Source organism: Arthrobacter sp. B1I2 (assembly GCF_030816485.1).
GTDB lineage: Bacteria > Actinomycetota > Actinomycetes > Actinomycetales > Micrococcaceae > Arthrobacter.
Genome location: NZ_JAUSYC010000001.1, coordinates 3,860,612 through 3,876,391 on the forward strand (window position 1 = coordinate 3,860,612; position 15,780 = coordinate 3,876,391).

The 15,780-nt window shown below is 67.5% G+C and carries 14 protein-coding genes; 3 read left to right on the top strand and 11 right to left on the bottom strand.

The genetic code is table 11. The features are described from left to right. Positions 1-70: 70 nt before the first annotated feature. The 5 genes from QFZ57_RS18020 to tdh all read right to left on the bottom strand — a co-directional run bounded on the left by QFZ57_RS18020 (position 71) and on the right by tdh (position 5,684). The gene (locus QFZ57_RS18020; protein ID WP_142030746.1) at positions 71-859 is read right to left on the bottom strand and encodes a DeoR/GlpR family DNA-binding transcription regulator; all 789 of its coding nucleotides are present in this window, start codon (positions 857-859) and stop codon (positions 71-73) included. Between the two features lie 101 nt (positions 860-960). Then, positions 961-2,172 carry an imidazolonepropionase gene (gene hutI, locus QFZ57_RS18025; RefSeq protein ID WP_306631852.1) on the bottom strand — a complete coding sequence of 404 codons (1,212 nt, stop codon included), beginning with the start codon at positions 2,170-2,172 and terminating at the stop codon, positions 961-963. An 11-nt stretch (positions 2,173-2,183) separates the two neighbouring features. Further along, entirely contained in the window at positions 2,184-3,302 is a 1,119-nt protein-coding gene (locus tag QFZ57_RS18030) for an NAD(P)/FAD-dependent oxidoreductase (protein ID WP_306901153.1), read from the bottom strand. Between the two features lie 130 nt (positions 3,303-3,432). Further along, positions 3,433-4,629, bottom strand: coding sequence for a glycine C-acetyltransferase (locus tag QFZ57_RS18035; protein WP_306901154.1), 1,197 nt, complete (start codon positions 4,627-4,629; stop codon positions 3,433-3,435). Between the two features lie 8 nt (positions 4,630-4,637). Then, entirely contained in the window at positions 4,638-5,684 is a 1,047-nt protein-coding gene (gene tdh / locus QFZ57_RS18040) for an L-threonine 3-dehydrogenase (RefSeq protein ID WP_306901155.1), read from the bottom strand. Between the two features lie 130 nt (positions 5,685-5,814). On the opposite strand from tdh, the gene QFZ57_RS18045 reads away from it, so the two are divergent. Next, positions 5,815-6,726, top strand: coding sequence for a LysR family transcriptional regulator (locus QFZ57_RS18045; protein ID WP_306901156.1), 912 nt, complete (start codon positions 5,815-5,817; stop codon positions 6,724-6,726). Positions 6,727-6,738: 12 nt separating this feature from the next. On the opposite strand, the gene QFZ57_RS18050 is transcribed toward QFZ57_RS18045, so the two are convergent. The 5 genes from QFZ57_RS18050 to QFZ57_RS18070 all read right to left on the bottom strand — a co-directional run bounded on the left by QFZ57_RS18050 (position 6,739) and on the right by QFZ57_RS18070 (position 12,728). Beyond that, positions 6,739-7,395 (bottom strand): hypothetical protein, encoded by a 657-nt coding sequence (locus tag QFZ57_RS18050; RefSeq protein WP_306901158.1) that lies wholly within the window; start codon positions 7,393-7,395, stop codon positions 6,739-6,741. Between the two features lie 187 nt (positions 7,396-7,582). Then, positions 7,583-9,091, bottom strand: coding sequence for an Asp-tRNA(Asn)/Glu-tRNA(Gln) amidotransferase subunit GatB (gene gatB / locus QFZ57_RS18055; RefSeq protein ID WP_306901159.1), 1,509 nt, complete (start codon positions 9,089-9,091; stop codon positions 7,583-7,585). Then, on the bottom strand, positions 9,091-10,665 hold the full coding sequence (gene gatA / locus QFZ57_RS18060; RefSeq protein ID WP_306901160.1) for an Asp-tRNA(Asn)/Glu-tRNA(Gln) amidotransferase subunit GatA: 1,575 nt from the start codon (positions 10,663-10,665) through the stop codon (positions 9,091-9,093). The genes gatB and gatA overlap by 1 nt, the downstream gene beginning before the upstream one ends. A gap of 2 nt (positions 10,666-10,667) precedes the next feature. Beyond that, positions 10,668-10,964 carry an Asp-tRNA(Asn)/Glu-tRNA(Gln) amidotransferase subunit GatC gene (gatC, locus tag QFZ57_RS18065; RefSeq protein ID WP_141940678.1) on the bottom strand — a complete coding sequence of 99 codons (297 nt, stop codon included), beginning with the start codon at positions 10,962-10,964 and terminating at the stop codon, positions 10,668-10,670. Between the two features lie 147 nt (positions 10,965-11,111). Beyond that, complete coding sequence (locus tag QFZ57_RS18070; protein WP_306901164.1) at positions 11,112-12,728, bottom strand: CitMHS family transporter; 1,617 nt, start codon at positions 12,726-12,728, stop codon at positions 11,112-11,114. Positions 12,729-12,799: 71 nt separating this feature from the next. Here QFZ57_RS18070 and QFZ57_RS18075 point away from each other — a divergent pair, with 71 nt between their 5' ends. Then, complete coding sequence (locus QFZ57_RS18075; protein ID WP_306901165.1) at positions 12,800-14,533, top strand: sensor histidine kinase; 1,734 nt, start codon at positions 12,800-12,802, stop codon at positions 14,531-14,533. Beyond that, on the top strand, positions 14,526-15,188 hold the full coding sequence (locus tag QFZ57_RS18080; RefSeq protein ID WP_306631862.1) for a response regulator: 663 nt from the start codon (positions 14,526-14,528) through the stop codon (positions 15,186-15,188). The genes QFZ57_RS18075 and QFZ57_RS18080 overlap by 8 nt, the downstream gene beginning before the upstream one ends. Positions 15,189-15,207: 19 nt before the next feature. Here the strand turns inward: QFZ57_RS18080 and QFZ57_RS18085 are convergent, their stop codons facing one another. Continuing rightward, positions 15,208-15,711 (bottom strand): GNAT family N-acetyltransferase, encoded by a 504-nt coding sequence (locus tag QFZ57_RS18085; RefSeq protein ID WP_306901167.1) that lies wholly within the window; start codon positions 15,709-15,711, stop codon positions 15,208-15,210. Positions 15,712-15,780: the final 69 nt, after the last annotated feature.

Sequence of the window (15,780 nt, forward strand, 5' to 3'; positions counted from 1 at the left end):
TGGATCCTGGCTGATGGAGCTGCGGGTGTCAGCCAGAGCAGGAGAAGGAACCCGGCCTCAGCAGCCCGGATCAGGCGGGCGCGACAATCACTTCCGTGCCGTTGGCCTCAAAGGCTGCCTTGTCCCGCGGCGAGATGCCGGAATCGGTGATGAGCCGGGTGAAGTCGTAGCCGTCCATGGTGGCGAAGGCCCTCACTCCCACCTTGGAGGAATCAGCCAGGACATAGGACACCCGGGCCCTGCTGGCGAGCAGGGCATTGACGGAGGCTTCCCCCTCCCCGGTGTTGGTCGGCCCCACCTCGGGATCAATGCCGTTGACACCGATGAATGCGATGTCCAGCACCACCTTCTGCATGATGATGTCCGTGTACGGCCCCACCAGTTCGTATGACCGGGGGTTGAGGATGCCGCCGGTAACCATCACCTTGATGTTGGGCCGGACCGCCAGCTGGCCGGCAATGTTGATGGCATTGGTCACCACGGTGAGGGTGGGCTGGTTGGAGGGGGCGTTAAGGTCCTCCCTGGTAGCCAGGATCTGGGCAAGCGCGGTGCTGGTGGTACCACCGCAGAGGCCAATCACCGCTCCGGGCCGAATCAGCGCGGAGGCGCACTGCGCGATCTGTTCCTTGGCTTCGGCATGGTCGTCCCGGTTATACCGCCCCGGCAGGTCGTAGGCCAGGGCGCCCGTAGTGGCGCCACCCCGCGTCCGCGTCAGCAGCCGGCGCTTGGCAAGGCTGTCCAGGTCACGGCGTGCAGTGGCCGGGGAAACATTGAGGGTGCTGACGATTTCGTCGACCTCCACTTGGCCGGTCCTGGCCAGCAGGTCAAGAATCGCCGTCAACCGGTCAGTACGCGTCATGCAAACGGGGCCTTTCGATACAGCAGCCACCACTGTCGATGACGTTTCCTGATTATAACGCAGGAGAAACAAGCAGGAACAATCAGAACGAGGTTCCGGGCCTAACGCTCCCTGGCTCCGGCCCGCCAGACAGCGTACGTCAACGGCATGCCGGGGCGGTAAGCGAGATGCGTCGCGGAGGGGGCGTTCAGCAGGTGCAGGTCGGCGCGGTGCCCAACGGCGATGGACCCGACGGCGCGCTCACCGTCGGCATCGCGGCCGCTTTCCTTGTGCAAGGCCAGCGCACCGCCATAGGTGGCGGCGCGGACTGCCTCGTGCACACTGAGGTGCATCTGCAGGACAGCGGTGGTCACGCAGAACGCCATTGAACTTGTGTAGGACGTGCCGGGATTGCAGTTGGAGGCAAGCGCCACCTGCACTCCTGCGTCGAGAAGCTCGCGGGCCGGGGCCAGCGGCTGGCGGGTAGAGAGGTCGCAGGCCGGGAGGCATGTGGCCACGGTGCCCCGCTCACCCGTTCCGGTGGCGGAGTCCCACCCGGACCAGGAGGCAGCAAGGGACTTCACATCCTGCCGCGAAAGGTAGTTGACGTGGTCCACGCTGGCGGCACGGAACTCCAGGGCAAGCTGCACGCCCGGACCCTCGCCCAACTGGTTGCCGTGCACGCGCAGGCCCAGGCCCGCGTCGCGGCAGGCCGCCAGCACCCGGCGGGACTGTTCGGCCGTGAAAGCGCCCTCCTCGCAAAAGACGTCGGCCCACTGGACGTAGGGGCGGACGGCGTCCAGCATCGGCCCGCAGACCAGGTCGGTGTACTCGTCCGGGTCCTGGCCGGCAGGAACAAGGTGGGCGCCGAGGAAGGTGACCTGGTCCGCCACCGTGGCCGCGATCCGGGCGCTCCGGGCCTCATTCCCGATGTCCAGGCCGTAGCCGGTCTTCGTTTCCAGGTACGTGGTTCCCTGCGAGACGGCCTCGGCAGCCCGGCCCATCGCCAGGCGGGTGAGGTCGAAATCAGAGGTGGCACGCGTGGCGTTCATGGTGACGGCGATGCCCCCGGCGGCGTACGATTCCCCCGCCATCCGGGCTTCGAATTCCGCAGTGCGGTCCCCGGCGAACAACAGGTGGGTGTGGGAATCCACCCACCCTGGAAGCATGGCCCGGCCTCCGGCGTCGACGGCGTCGTCCACAGCGGGGGCAGCAGCGGCAGCTCCGATCCACGAGATCCGCTCCCCCTCGACCACTATCGCCGCGTCCTTCAGGACGCGGCACTCCAGGTCCTGGGTCATCAACTCGGCAATATTGGTGATCAGCGTACTCATGGGACCATTCTTCAGCGTCGGATCGACCAGCGGGTGGCAGCCAGGGCCTGCGCTGTCCGGGATGCCGGACCGTCCGTGCCCGCCGCCTCACCCGGACTGGGCTGTCCGGCCAGGATCTGCTCTGCCGCCAGCTCAGCCATGGCCGCGGAGGTCTGAAAGCCGTAGCCGCCCTGCCCGGCGAGCCAGTAGAAGCCGGGCGCCTCGGCATCGAAGCCCGCCACCGGAACGCCGTCGGCGGCTTCAGTGCGCAGCCCGGTCCAGGCCCGGCGAATGGCCGTGATCCCCAGGTTGGTGACAGCGTTCAGCTTCTCCCCCAGGCGTTCCACGTCGCCGGGCCGCGGCCGCGCGTCCTCGGGCCCACTGGGAACGGTTTCGGACGGCGAAATCAGTACATCGTCACCGTCACGGCGGAAGTAGAACGTATTGTCCGCCGCCGCCACCATTGGACTGCCTTCAGGCAGCGGGCGTTCGACGGCGGCAATCGCCGCAGTGCGCCGGAACGGCTGCAGCCCGAGCTTTTCGACGCCGCTGATCACCGCGAGCTCGTCGGCCCATGCCCCGGCCGCGTTGACCAGCACACCCGTTTCAAAGCCCTCGGCGCCGGCGCCAACCTGCCACCCGGAACCCAGCCTCTGCGCCGAATGCACGCGTGCCCCCGTGATGATCTCGGCCCCGGCAGCGAGTGCCCGCTTCCGGTGCTCAGCCAAGAGCAGGGGCGCGTTGCAGCCAAACGAACCGGTATCCAGCCCGGCGGCGGCAAAGGTTCCCGGGACCAGGGCCGGGCACAGCTCGAGGGCTTGGTCAACGGTGATGGGCTGCATGTGCCCGCTGGCTTCCGCGGCGACATCCGCCTCGGAGCCGATCAGCATGAAACTGCGCGGCGCCAGGACCGGTTCCGGCAGTTCCGCGTCGCGGGCCGCAATCAGCTCAAGGGTCCGGACGGTGAGCTCCTGCACCACGGGAGGCCCGTAGCTGGGGATCAGCTGGCGGGCGGAGCGGGAGGACGTGTGGTACGCCAGTTCCTGCTCCGCCTCCACCAGCGCCACGCTGCACCGGCCGGCCAGCGCGGAGGCCAGGGACAGTCCGGCAATGCCGCCGCCCACGATCAGGACATCGTAATGTGCTGCCATCCGTCCATCCTTGCAGAGTTGGGGCGTGCTGGAACTGCTGTCTTCCGGGGACTCCACTAAGGCCAGGGACTCCGGTCAGGCTTCAGGAACTCCTGCCTGCCCCGGACTTCCTGCCTGCCCGGGACTCCGGTCAGGCTGCTGCCTCGGCGCGGCTGGCGACGAAGGCACGAACGCAGGCTTCGACGTCGTCCGCTGAATGCGCAGCCGACAGTTGCACCCTGATCCTCGCGGCACCGCGCGGGACCACGGGGAAGCTGAAGGCGGTGACGAAGACGCCGTGCTGCAGCATTCGGTCGGCCACCTTGGCGGCCATCACGGCGTCGCCGAACATCACCGGCACAATGGCGTGCTCGCCGGGCAGCAGGTCGAAGCCTTCCTCCGTCATGCGGCGGCGGAAGAGCTCGGCATTTTCGAACAGCCTGCGGCGCAGGCCAGCCGAATTTTCCACCAGGTCCAGCGCTTTGAGGGTGGCTGCCACAATGGCGGGGGCCAACGAGTTGGAGAACAGGTAGGGCCGGGCCTTCTGGCGCAGGATGGCAATGATCTCCCTGCGGCCGGACGCGTAGCCGCCGGACGCCCCGCCCAGCGCCTTGCCGAAAGTGCCTGTGTAGATATCCACGCGGTCTGACACGCCGGCATGTTCGGGAGTGCCCGCGCCGGTGGCGCCCATGAAGCCCACGGCATGGGAATCGTCCACCATCACCAGGGCTCCGTACTTTTCGGCGAGGTCGCAGATGGCCTCGAGCGGAGCGAGGTAGCCGTCCATGGAAAACACGCCATCGGTGACGATGATCTTCCGGCGGGCATCCTGCGCCTCCTGGAGGCGGGCCTCGAGTTCGGCCATGTCCTGGTTGGCGTAGCGGTAGCGGCGGGCCTTGCACAGGCGGATGCCGTCGATGATGGAGGCATGGTTCAGAGCGTCGGAAATGACCGCGTCCCCGGGACCGAAGAGGGATTCGAAGACACCGCCGTTGGCGTCGAAGCAGCTGGAGAACAGGATGGTGTCCTCGGTGCCGAGGAATTTGGCAACCCTGGCCTCAAGTTCGAGGTGCAGGTCCTGTGTCCCGCAGATGAAACGGACGCTGGCCATGCCGAAGCCGCGCTCATCCATGGCAGCCTTGGCGGCGCTGATGATGTCCGGGTGGTCTGCCAGGCCCAGGTAATTGTTGGCGCAGAAGTTCAGCACATCAGCGCCCGGGCCGCCGATCTGGCCGGCGGTGATGTGGCTGGACTGCGGTGAGCTGATGCTGCGTTCGGTCTTGTAGAGCCCGGCGGTGCGGATTTCTTCCAGCTCGTCGTGGAGCTGGTCCTTGATGGAGGTGTACATGGGTTTCCTTACAGTCGGGTCCAGTCGAGGACAACTTTGCCGCCCACGCCGCTGCGGGCAATGTCGAAGCCCTTCTCCCAGTCCGTGGCCGGCAGCGTGTCCGTGACAACGGCGGAGATACCCGCGTGCAGCACGGGGTTGGAGGAGAGCATGGCGCTCATGGCGTACCAGGTTTCGTACATCTCGCGGCCGTAGATGCCCTTGAGCGTGAGCATGTGGGTGACCACCTTGCCCCAGTCGATGATGATCTCCTGGCTGGGCAGCCCCAGCATGGCGATCCGGCCGCCGTGGTTCATGTTGTCGATCATCTCAGGCAGGGCGGAGGGGTGGCCGGACATTTCCATGCCGACGTCGAAGCCCTCGCGCATGCCGAGCTCACGCTGGGCGTCGCGCACCCGGGTGGTGGAGACGTCGATGGCGAGGTCAGCCCCGAGCTGCCGGGCCAGGTCCAGCCGTGGCCGGGAAACGTCGGTAATGGCGATCTTGCGCGCCCCGGCATGGCGGGCGACGGCGATGGCCATCAGGCCGATGGGGCCTGCGCCCGTGATGAGGACGTCTTCGCCGACCAGCGGGAAGCTCAGTGCGGTGTGCACCGCGTTGCCGAAGGGATCGAAGATGGCGCCAAGCTCGGGCGTCACGGAGGGATCGTGGTGGACCCAGACATTGGTTTCGGGAATTACCACGTACTCGGCGAACGCGCCGTCGCGCTGGACTCCCACGCTGACTGTATGGATGCACATCTGGCGGCGTCCTGCCCGGCAGTTCCGGCAGATGCCGCAGACTACGTGGCCTTCGCCGGAGACCCTGTCGCCCACCTTGACATCACGGACATCTTCTCCAACCTCCACCACTTCGCCGTAGAACTCGTGGCCGGGGATGAGGGGCGCTTCGATGATCCCCTGCGCCCAGGAGTCCCAGGACTGGATGTGCAGATCGGTGCCGCAGATCCCGGTGGTCATGACCCGGATCTTCACATCCGCCGGGCCGGCCGCAGGTTCGGGCCGGTCGACGAGTTCGAAACCGGCCTGCGGGCCGGCCTTGTAGAGGGCCTTCATTGGCATCCTTACTTCGTGGCATTTGGTTCTGGAGGTCTTGTCCTCCTCATTGAAGCCTCGCCGAAGCATTAGCACAACAGGGATCTTCTCAATCGACGATGTAGGGATTGCTAATGATTAGACTGAAGTAGTGGAGATACATCAGCTGGAGATCCTGCGGGAACTGGGAGCGCTGGGAAGTGTGAAGGCGGTTGCAGACACACTCATGGTCACCCCGTCGGCCGTCTCGCAGCAACTGGCCCACCTGCAGCGGACAGTGGAGGTGCCGCTGACGCGAAAGGAGGGCCGGAACCTGGTGCTCACGGAAGCGGGCCAGGTGCTCGCCGACGCAGGCGCCGCCGTCGTCAGTGCCATGGCCGACGCCCGTGGAGCCCTGGGCACGTACCACGACTCGCCAGCGGGCAGGGTGACGCTCAGCGGTTTCCACAGTGCCGGACAGGCGTTGTTCGCGCCGCTGGCGCGGATGCTGGACCAGCCCGAACATCCGCGGATTGAACTTTCCGACGAGGACGTTGCCCAGCAGGACTTCCCTGCCCTCACCGCACGGTACGACCTGGTCCTGGCGCACCGCATGGACCACAGTCCCCGCTGGCCGGCGGAACGGGTGGCCGTGATCCCGCTGGCCCACGAACCTTTGGACGTTGCACTGCCCGCCGGTCACCCACTGGCGCAAAAGGACAGGGTGACGGCGGACGACGTCGGCGCGGAGGCCTGGGTGACCAGCCACCCCGGCTACTCCCCCGCCGATGTCCTGTCCGCCGTCGCCGCCGTTTCCAGCCGTGAGCCCAACATCGTCCACCGCATCAACGACTACTCCACCGTGGCCGCGCTGGTGGCCGCCGGCGGTGTGGTGGGCCTGCTGCCCAGGTACACCGCAGGGCCGGTCCTCAACCCCGACATCGTGCTGCGGCCGCTGGAGGGCATCAGCACGCGACGCAGGATCGACCTGCTGGCCAGGCCGGAGAACCTGAAGCGCCGGGCCGTGGTCATGGTCTGTGAGGCGCTGGAGGACATCATGGCCGGACTGGTACAGCAGGGCTGAAAGCCGCGGGAGCTATGAGTCCTGGTCGTCCTGGTGGTTACCTTGGCCCATCTTGTGTCCCAGGCCGTGTCCGGGGCCATGGCCGCGGCCCAGACCTCGTCCCAGGCCCAGGCCAGGCCCGTCGCCGGCGCCCTTCACGATCCGCTTGGCGGTGGCCTTGTCCCCGTCCTTGGCGCCCGCGATGCGCACCGCGTCTCCGGCGGCGATGTCCGCGATGGTTCCGTCCGTCGGCTTAAGCCGCTTGCCGTCGTCGCCCGTGGCCCCTGGGCTTGCCCCCGTACCGTCCGCCGCCGGGGCAGGAATCCTGGTGACCTTGGTGTCGCCGTTGATCGCGTACGCCTGGGAGAAACCGTCCTCGCTCTTGACCGTGATGGCCGAATCGCTGACGGACTCCACGGTGCCGCGCTGTTCCAGGACAGTCTGGAAAGTGCCATCGGCGTTCTTCACCACGCCTTCGCCATGAAGCGGCTGCGCACGCTGTGCCTTCCTGTCCTGCTTGTCCTGCTGTCCGGGCGCGGTGTCCTTGCCGGGCGCCGTTTGCGAGGGCGAAGGCGATGGTGACGGCGAGTCGGCGGACCAGGCGAGGGCCGCCCCGGTGCCGCTGAGTGCAAGGGCCACCGCCCCGGCGAGGAAGGCCTTTCGGATTCTTGGTCGGTCCTGCTGTGGCATCGCGGTCCCTTTCGCGTCGCTGCCGGGGCACCAGTGTCCCGTGGGCTCCAGTGTAAGTCCGCCACACACGCGCAGCTACGGGTACTTTCCGCCCGTACCACCTGAGTACTTAACGCAGAACCGGGTAGCAGTTGCTGCCGTTCCGGGGTCAAAACGGCGTTAACTGCTACCCGGTCGGGGCGGGGGCCTAGACGGTGACGCCCAGTTTCTCCAGGATCAGTTCGCGGACCCGGCCGGCGTCCGCCTGCCCGCGGGTGGCCTTCATGACCCCGCCCACGATTGCGCCGATGGCCTGGACCTTTCCGCCACGGATCTTGTCCGCGACGTCGGGCTGGGCCGCCAGTGCGGCGTCGATGGCTTCCAGGAGGGGCCCGTCGTCGGACACCACGGCCAGGCCGCGCTTCTCGACGATCTCTTCCGGGGTGCCTTCGCCGGCGAGCACGCCGTCCAGCACCTGGGTGGCCATCTTGTTGTTGATCTTGCCGGCTTCCACCATGCGGCTCAGCTCCACCACGGTGGCGGGTTCGACGCCCAGCTGGCCGGGATCCACGTCCGCGGCCTTGGCGCGGCCCACGATCTCGCCCATCCACCATTTGCGGGCCACGGACGCTGAAGCGCCGGCAGCGATGGTTTCCTCGATCTCGTCCAGGACGCCCGCGTTCACAACGTCGCGGAACTCCAGGTCGGAGTAGCCCCAGTCGGCTTTGAGCCGCTTGCGCCGCTCGGCCGGCGGTTCGGGCAGCGTGGCACGCAGTTCCTCCACCCATTCGCGGGAAGCAACCACGGGGACCAGGTCCGGTTCCGGGAAGTAGCGGTAGTCATCCGCGTCGGACTTGGGCCGGCCCGAGGTGGTGGTGCGCGTGTCCTCGTGCCAGTGGCGGGTCTCCTGCACCACGGGGTTGCCGGAATCCAGGACGGCCGCGTGGCGCTGGATTTCGTAGCGGACGGCGTGTTCGACGGCGCGCAGCGAGTTCACGTTCTTGGTTTCGGACCGGATGCCGAACCGTTCGCGGCCGTGCGGGCGGAGCGAGACGTTGGCGTCACAGCGGACGTTGCCGCGTTCCATGCGGGCATCCGAGACACCCAGGCTCTTCACGATTTCCCGCACGGCGGCCACGTACGCCTTGGCCAGTTCCGGTGCGCGGGAACCGGCGCCCTCGATGGGCTTGGTGACGATTTCCACCAGGGGAACGCCGGCGCGGTTGTAGTCCACCAGGGAGAAGTCCGCGCCCTGGATGCGGCCGGTGGCGCCGCCCATGTGAGTCAGCTTTCCGGCGTCCTCCTCCATGTGCGCGCGCTCGATCTCCACGCGGAACACGGTGCCGTCCTCCAGTTCAACGTCCAGGTAGCCGTCGTACGCGATGGGCTCGTCGTACTGTGAGGTCTGGAAGTTCTTGGGGGTATCCGGGTAGAAGTAGTTCTTCCGGGCGAAGCGGCACGTTTCGGCGATCTTGCAGTTCAGGGCAAGGCCGATCTTGATGGAGGACTCCACCGCCGTCTTGTTCACCACGGGCAGGACGCCGGGCATGCCAAGGTCCACCTCGTTGACGTTGGTGTTGGGCTCGTCACCGAAAACGTTGGGCGCGGAGGAGAACATCTTGGTCTTGGTGTTGAGCTCCACGTGGACCTCGAACCCCAGGACGGGATCGTACTTCTCCATGGCCTCTTCGAAGCTCAGGATGTCGTCCGTGTTCATTATTTTGCCTCCTGGGTTTCGAGGGCCGGTGCGCCGGCAAGGTCGGGAGCCTGGTCCAGCAGCGGGCCGCCCCACTTCGCTTCGAGCAGCGATTCCAGGACAGCACCCACCCGGTACAGGCGGGCGTCCTCGCGGGCCGGGGCCAGCAGCTGGATGCCGACGGGCAGTCCGTCCTCGTCCGCCAGGCCGCCAGGCAGGGACAGGCCGGGGACGCCGGCCAGGTTTGCGGGGATGGTGGCGACGTCGTTGAGGTACATGGCCAGCGGGTCGTCCAGCTTTTCCCCCAGCGGGAAGGCCGTGGTGGGGGCGGTGGGCGAGATCAGGACGTCGGCCTTGGTGAAGGCGGCCTCGAAGTCGCGCTGGACCAGCGTGCGCACCTTCTGTGCGGAGCCGTAGTACGCGTCGTAATAGCCGGCGGACAGGGCGTACGTGCCCAGGATGATGCGTCGCTTCACTTCATCGCCGAAACCGGCGGCGCGGGTGGCACCCATGACGCGTTCGATGGTCATGGGGCCCTCTTCGGGGAGGACGCGCAGGCCGTAGCGGACGCCGTCGAACTTGGCCAGGTTGGAGGAGGCCTCGGACGGCATGATCAGGTAGTAGGCGCCCAGGGCGTACTGGAAGTTGGGGCAGGAGACCTCCACGATCTCCGCGCCGGCTTCCTTGAGCAGCTCCAAAGCATCGTTGAAACGGTTTTCGACGCCGGCCTGGTAGCCCTCGCCGTGCAGTTCCTTGATGATGCCGATGCGCAGGCCCTCCACGTTGCCGGTCTTCGCGGCGGCAACCAGGTCCGCCAGCGGGTCCGGGAGGGAGGTGGAGTCGCGAGGGTCGTGGCCGCCGATGACCTGGTGCAGGAGGGCGGAGTCCAGGACGGTCCGGGTGACCGGGCCGATCTGGTCCAGCGAGGAGGCCATGGCGATGGCGCCGTAGCGGGAGACACTGCCGTAGGTGGGCTTCACGCCAACGGTTCCGGTGACCGCACCGGGCTGGCGGATGGAACCGCCGGTGTCCGTACCCAGGGCCAGGGGGGCTTCGAAGGCGGCAACGGCCGCGGCCGAGCCACCGCCGGAGCCGCCCGGGATCCGGTCCAGGTCCCAGGGGTTGCGGGTGGGGCCGTAGGCCGAGTGCTCGGTGGAGGAGCCCATGGCGAATTCGTCCAGGTTGGTCTTGCCCAGGATGGGCATCTTGGCAGCGCGCAGGCGCTCCACCACGGTGGCGTCGTACGGGCTGTGCCAGCCTTCGAGGATCTTCGAGCCTGCGGTGGTGGGCTGGCCGATGGTGACGATGAGGTCCTTGACGGCAATGGGTACGCCGGCCAGGACGTGCAGGGCCTCAGCCTCGGCACCGCCGGCGGCGCGGATGGCGTCGACCTCTGCCGCCACGGCGAGCGCTTCCTCGGCGTTGACGTGCAGGAAGGCGTTGACCTTGCCGTCAACAGCGGCGATGCGGTCCAGGTAGGCCTGGGTGGCCTCGACGGCGGTGACCTCGCCGGCGGCGAGCTTTTCGGCCAGCTGCGCGGCGGACAGGCGGATCAGGGTTTCGGCGCTGGTGCCGGTGGGGTTCTGTTCAGTCATGGTTATGCCTCATCCAGGATGGCCGGGACCTTGAAACGGTTCTCATCGGAATCCGGAGCGCCGGAGAGTGCCTGTTCGGCCGTGAAGGTGTGTCCAACAACGTCCTCGCGGAAGACGTTGGTGAGCGGAATGGGGTGGGAGGTGGCCGGGACGTCATCCCCGGCGGCCTCGCTGACGGACTTGACCGAATCGACGATGACGGCGAGCTCGCCGGCCATCCTGTCCAGCTCTTCGGCACTCATCTCGATGTGAGCGAGCCGCGCGAGGTGCGCGACGTCGTCACGGTTGATCGCAGCCATGGATCTCCCCTGCAAAGTTCGTAATTGTTTTCCGATCCAGTCTAGTGGGGAAACGCAGATGCCCGTCTGACGGCCCCCAGCGGGCGTCAGACGGGCACCTTCGATACCCGGTCCTGCCACGGGGGCAGGAGCGCGGGCAGCTACAGACTAGCCGATTCCGATGGCTCCGGTCAGCATGCCGACGCCGAGCATCACCATGGAGATGACGGCGGTGCGCCACAGGACCTTCTTGTGGTGGTCACCGAGGTCCACCTTGGCCAGTGAGACGAGCAGCAGGATGGCCGGTACCAGCGGGCTCTGCAGGTGGAAGGGCTGGCCGGTGATGGAGGCACGGGCCATGTCCGCGGCGCCCACCCCATAGTGCGCGGCGGTCTCACTCAGGACCGGCAGGACGCCGAAGTAGAACGCGTCATTGCTCATGAAGAACGTCATGGGGATGCTCAGGATGCCGGTGATGACGGCCATGAACGGGCCCATGGAGGACGGGATGATCTGGACCAGCCAGGCGGACATCGCTTCAACCATGCCGGTGCCCTTGAGCACGCCGGTGAGGACGGCGGCGGCCATGACCATGCTGACCACGGCCACGATGGACGGTGCGTGTGCGATCAGCTGGGCGCCCTGGTCCTTGACCTTGGGGAAGTTGACCAGCAGGGCGATGGCGGCGCCCACCATGAACACGAAGGGCAGCGGGACGATGTTGGCCACGAGGACCACCATGACGGCGACGGTCAGGGCCAGGTTGAACCAGAACAACTTGGGGCGCAGGGTGCTGCGGTTGGGATCCAGGGCGGTGTCGGCGAGTCCGGTGCCACTGTCCTCAATGACGCTGTCGGTGCGCTCCAGCACGGCCACGGAGGATCCTGCCGGGGAGCCTTCGACGGCGGGGGCTGCTCCGCCGGGGTTGCCGCCCTTGCGTCCACGGCCGGTGCCTGCACCGGCAACGGAGGAGCCGCCGTCGGACGCTCCATCAAAGCCTTCAAGGGTGTCCGGGACGCCCCAGATCTCCGGGGCCGTGGCACGGAGGCGGTTGCGCTCCTGCAGGCCCAGCAGCCAGGAGAAGGCGAACACGACAACCAGGCCGGCCACCAGGGAGGGGATCATGGGGACGAAGACGTCGTTGACGTCGATCTTCAGGGCGGTGGCGGCGCGGGCCGTGGGGCCGCCCCACGGCAGGATGTTCATGGTGCCGTTGGCCAGGCCGGCCACGCAGGTGAGGACCACCGGGCTCATCTTGAGGCGCAGGTAGACCGGCAGCATGGCGGCGGTGGTGAGGATGAACGTGGTGGACCCGTCACCGTCCAGCGACACGGCGGCCGCCAGGATGGCGGTGCCCAGGACAACCTTGGCGGGGTCGTTGCCCAGCTTGCGGAGGATGAACTTCACCAGCGGGTCAAACAGCCCGACGTCGATCATCAGGCCGAAGTAGATGATGGCGAACATCAACAGGGCCGCGGTGGAGGTCATGGACTTCATGGAGTCCATCACCATGTCGCCGATACCGAGCCCGGCGCCGGCGAAAAGGCCAAAAACAGTAGGGACAATGATCAACGCCAGCACTGGCGTCAACTTCTTCGTCATGATCAGCACCATGAATACCGCGATCATGGCGAATCCAAGTAATACCAGCACGGCTGGGCTCCTTCTTTGTGAACAGCGGCACAGCGGTGTGACGCGTGCTACAGACTTTAGGGTGGCGTCCGTCACGGCAGTGCCTTTGGCGCAATTGATTGGCATACTGCTTATTGGGAGCATTTTGCGCATTGTGCTCACCGGGCCACAGCGCTGGAACCGCAGACTCAGCCCACACCGCCAACACCCGTCAAGGAGGATGAATGCAGCGTTCCGGGCCCCGGCCGCCGCTGCGGTTTTCCACCCAGACGCTGCTGCTGCAGCTGGCGGTGGTGCTGCTGGTGGTGCTGCTCAGCGCCTCGGTGCATGCCTGGCTGACGTACGACCGGGTAGGCAGCGACGCCGAAAACCAGGCACTGACGCTGGCCCGGACCGTTGCCTCGGATCCGGCGGTCAGGGCCGAGGTGCTGGCCGTCAGCGAACAGCCCGGCACTCCCCCGCCGGCCGAGCTCGTGGCCGGGCCGCTCCAGTCATCGGCCGAGGCAGCGCGGACCCGGACCGGCGCCCTGTTCGTGGTGATCACCGACGAAACCGGGATCAGGCTGGCCCATCCTGATCCGCAGCGGCTTGGCGAGAAGGTGAGCACGGACCCGTCCGAGGCGCTGTCCGGGCAGGAAATCACCACCCGGAACACCGGAACGCTGGGTCCCTCCGCCGGGGCCAAGGTTCCCGTATATGCCCCCGGTACCGCCACCGTGGTGGGCGAGGTGAGCGTGGGCTATTCCATGGAGACGGTGGCCCAGAGCGTGGCCCGCGACATCGGACCGGTGGCGTTGACGGCGGCCGGCGCCCTGCTGGCCGGGATCCTGGGGTCCTTCCTGCTGCGCCGCCGGCTGCAGCGGCTCACCCTGGGCCTGGAGCCGGAAGAGATCAGCACGCTGGTCCACGACCAGGTGGCGGTGCTGCAGGGGGTGGACGACGGCGTTATCGGCGTAAGTGCCGATGGCCGGGTGAGCGTTTTCAATGCCGCTGCGCAGCGCCTGCTGGGCTTGCCGGACCTGTCGGGCACGCGGTGGGCGGACGCCCCGGTTCCGGAACAGCTGAAGTCCCTTACCCGGGCAGCGTCCACCACCGCGGGTTCCACCGCAGACGCCCTGGAGCTGGTGGCCGGCGGCCGGGTGTTGGTGGCGAACGCCCGCAAGGCACTGCACCGGCGGGAGGACCTGGGCTGGGTCATCATGCTGCGGGACCGCACGGAGCTGCAGCAGCTCACCCGCCAGCTGGACGCCGTGGGGACCATGTCCACCGCGCTGCGGGCCCAGCGGCATGAGTTTGCCAACCAGCTGCACACCCTTGCCGGTTTCCTGGGCATCGGCCAGCACCAGGAGGCGCGCGACTACCTGGCCGGGCTGGCCGCCACTGGTCCGCTGAAGTTCCCGGTTGACCAGGCCGAACTTCTGCAGGACCCGTATCTGCAGGCGTTCGTGGGCGCCAAGGGTGTGGAGGCGGACGAACGTGGCGTTGCCCTCCGCATCGGCCCGGAGACCCTGGTCAGGGGGCAGGTCACGGAGGCCCAGGACGTGACCACCGTGTTGGGCAACCTGATCGACAACGCCGTCAACGCCGCCGTGGCGGGTTCAGCAGCGGACCGCTGGGTGGAGCTCGAAGTGCTGGACGAGCCGGGCGACGACGGCGGCACGCTGCACGTCGTGGTAGCCGACTCGGGTGACGGGCTGGCAGAAGGCACGGACGCGGAGGGCGTCTTTGCCGAAGGTTTCACCACTGCCTCCGGCCCCGTCCGTGCGGGTGGCGGGCAGGGCTTCGGACTGGCTTTGGCGCGCCAGCTGGCGCGCCGCCGCGGCGGCGACGTGAAAGTGCTTGAGCGCGGAGCCAAGGGCGGGCCGGGCGCCGTGTTCATGGCGACGCTTCCGCATACGACGGCGGGAAACCCTGCCGCCACCATCCAGGGGGCAGCCGGAAAGGATGAGAATGGCTGATGATTTTCGCGTCCTGATTGTGGACGACGACTTCCATGTGGCCAAGCTCCATGCGGCCTATGTTGACTCGGTGGCCGGCTTCCTGGCCCTGGCCCCCGTAGGCACGGCGTCCCTGGCTCTGCAGGCCATCCACAGCCTGCGGCCGGACCTGGTGCTGCTGGACGTCTACCTGCCGGATGCCTCCGGCCTGGACCTGCTGCAGCAACTGGATGTGGACACGATCATCCTCAGCGCCGCCTCCGATGCCGCCTCCCTCCGCGTGGCGTTCCGCCGCGGCGCCCTGGGGTACCTGCTCAAGCCCTTCACCGCGGAGTCGCTGTCCCAGCAGCTGCGCTCCTATGCCCGGTACCGGCGCCTCCTGGGCCAGCCGGGGGCACTGGACCAGGAGGCGGTGGAACGCGCCAAACGTGCGCTGATCCCGGGGGACGTCACACCGTCGTCGAAACCCCGCTCGGCCACCGAAGCAGCCGTACTGGAATCCCTGGTCCCGGGCGAGCAGTATTCTGCCGCCGAAGTGGCCTCCCGGGTGGGCGTCTCCCGGGCCACCGCCCAGCGGTACCTGTCCTCCCTGGCGGACGATGGCGCGGTGGACATCCAACTCCGCTACGGAACCACCGGCAGGCCCGAGCACCGATACGGCCTGCCGGCGCGGTAGGACTGGTTAGTTAGGGCTGCTACAGGTCGCGCCGGTAAACCAGCAGTTTTGTGTCGGTTCCCGGGACGAACCAGTCCCGTTCGGGGACGCGCTGGAAGCCGGTCTTGCGGTACAGGGCGTGCGCGCTTTCCCAGGCTTTGCCCGTGGTGAGTGCCACGCCACGGATACCGGGAAGGGTGTGCGCGTGGCTGAGGATGGCATCCACCATGGCCTTGCCGGCTCCGCTGCGCTGGACGGCAGGGTCCACCACCAGCATGCGGAATTCCAGCTCGTCGTGCAGTGCGATGTCCGCGTACGGTTCGCCCGCGAGCGCCAGCGTGACCGAGCCGATGACCGTTCCTTCACGTTCAGCCACCCAGACGGTGGCCTGCCCGGCGCGCTCTGCGACGTCCATGATCTTGACCATGTACGGGTGGGCGGCGTCGTCGAAGTAGCCTGCGGCGAGGTAGGAGTCGCCGGTGATGCGGGCAACGGCGGCGAAGTCGGCCTCGATGGCGGGACGGATGGTTAACTGCTGCTGCACCCGTCAATGGTAGTGGTGCTCGGGCTGCGGATTGGGCGGAAACGCGCTTTCCGTGACCGAACTATCAGT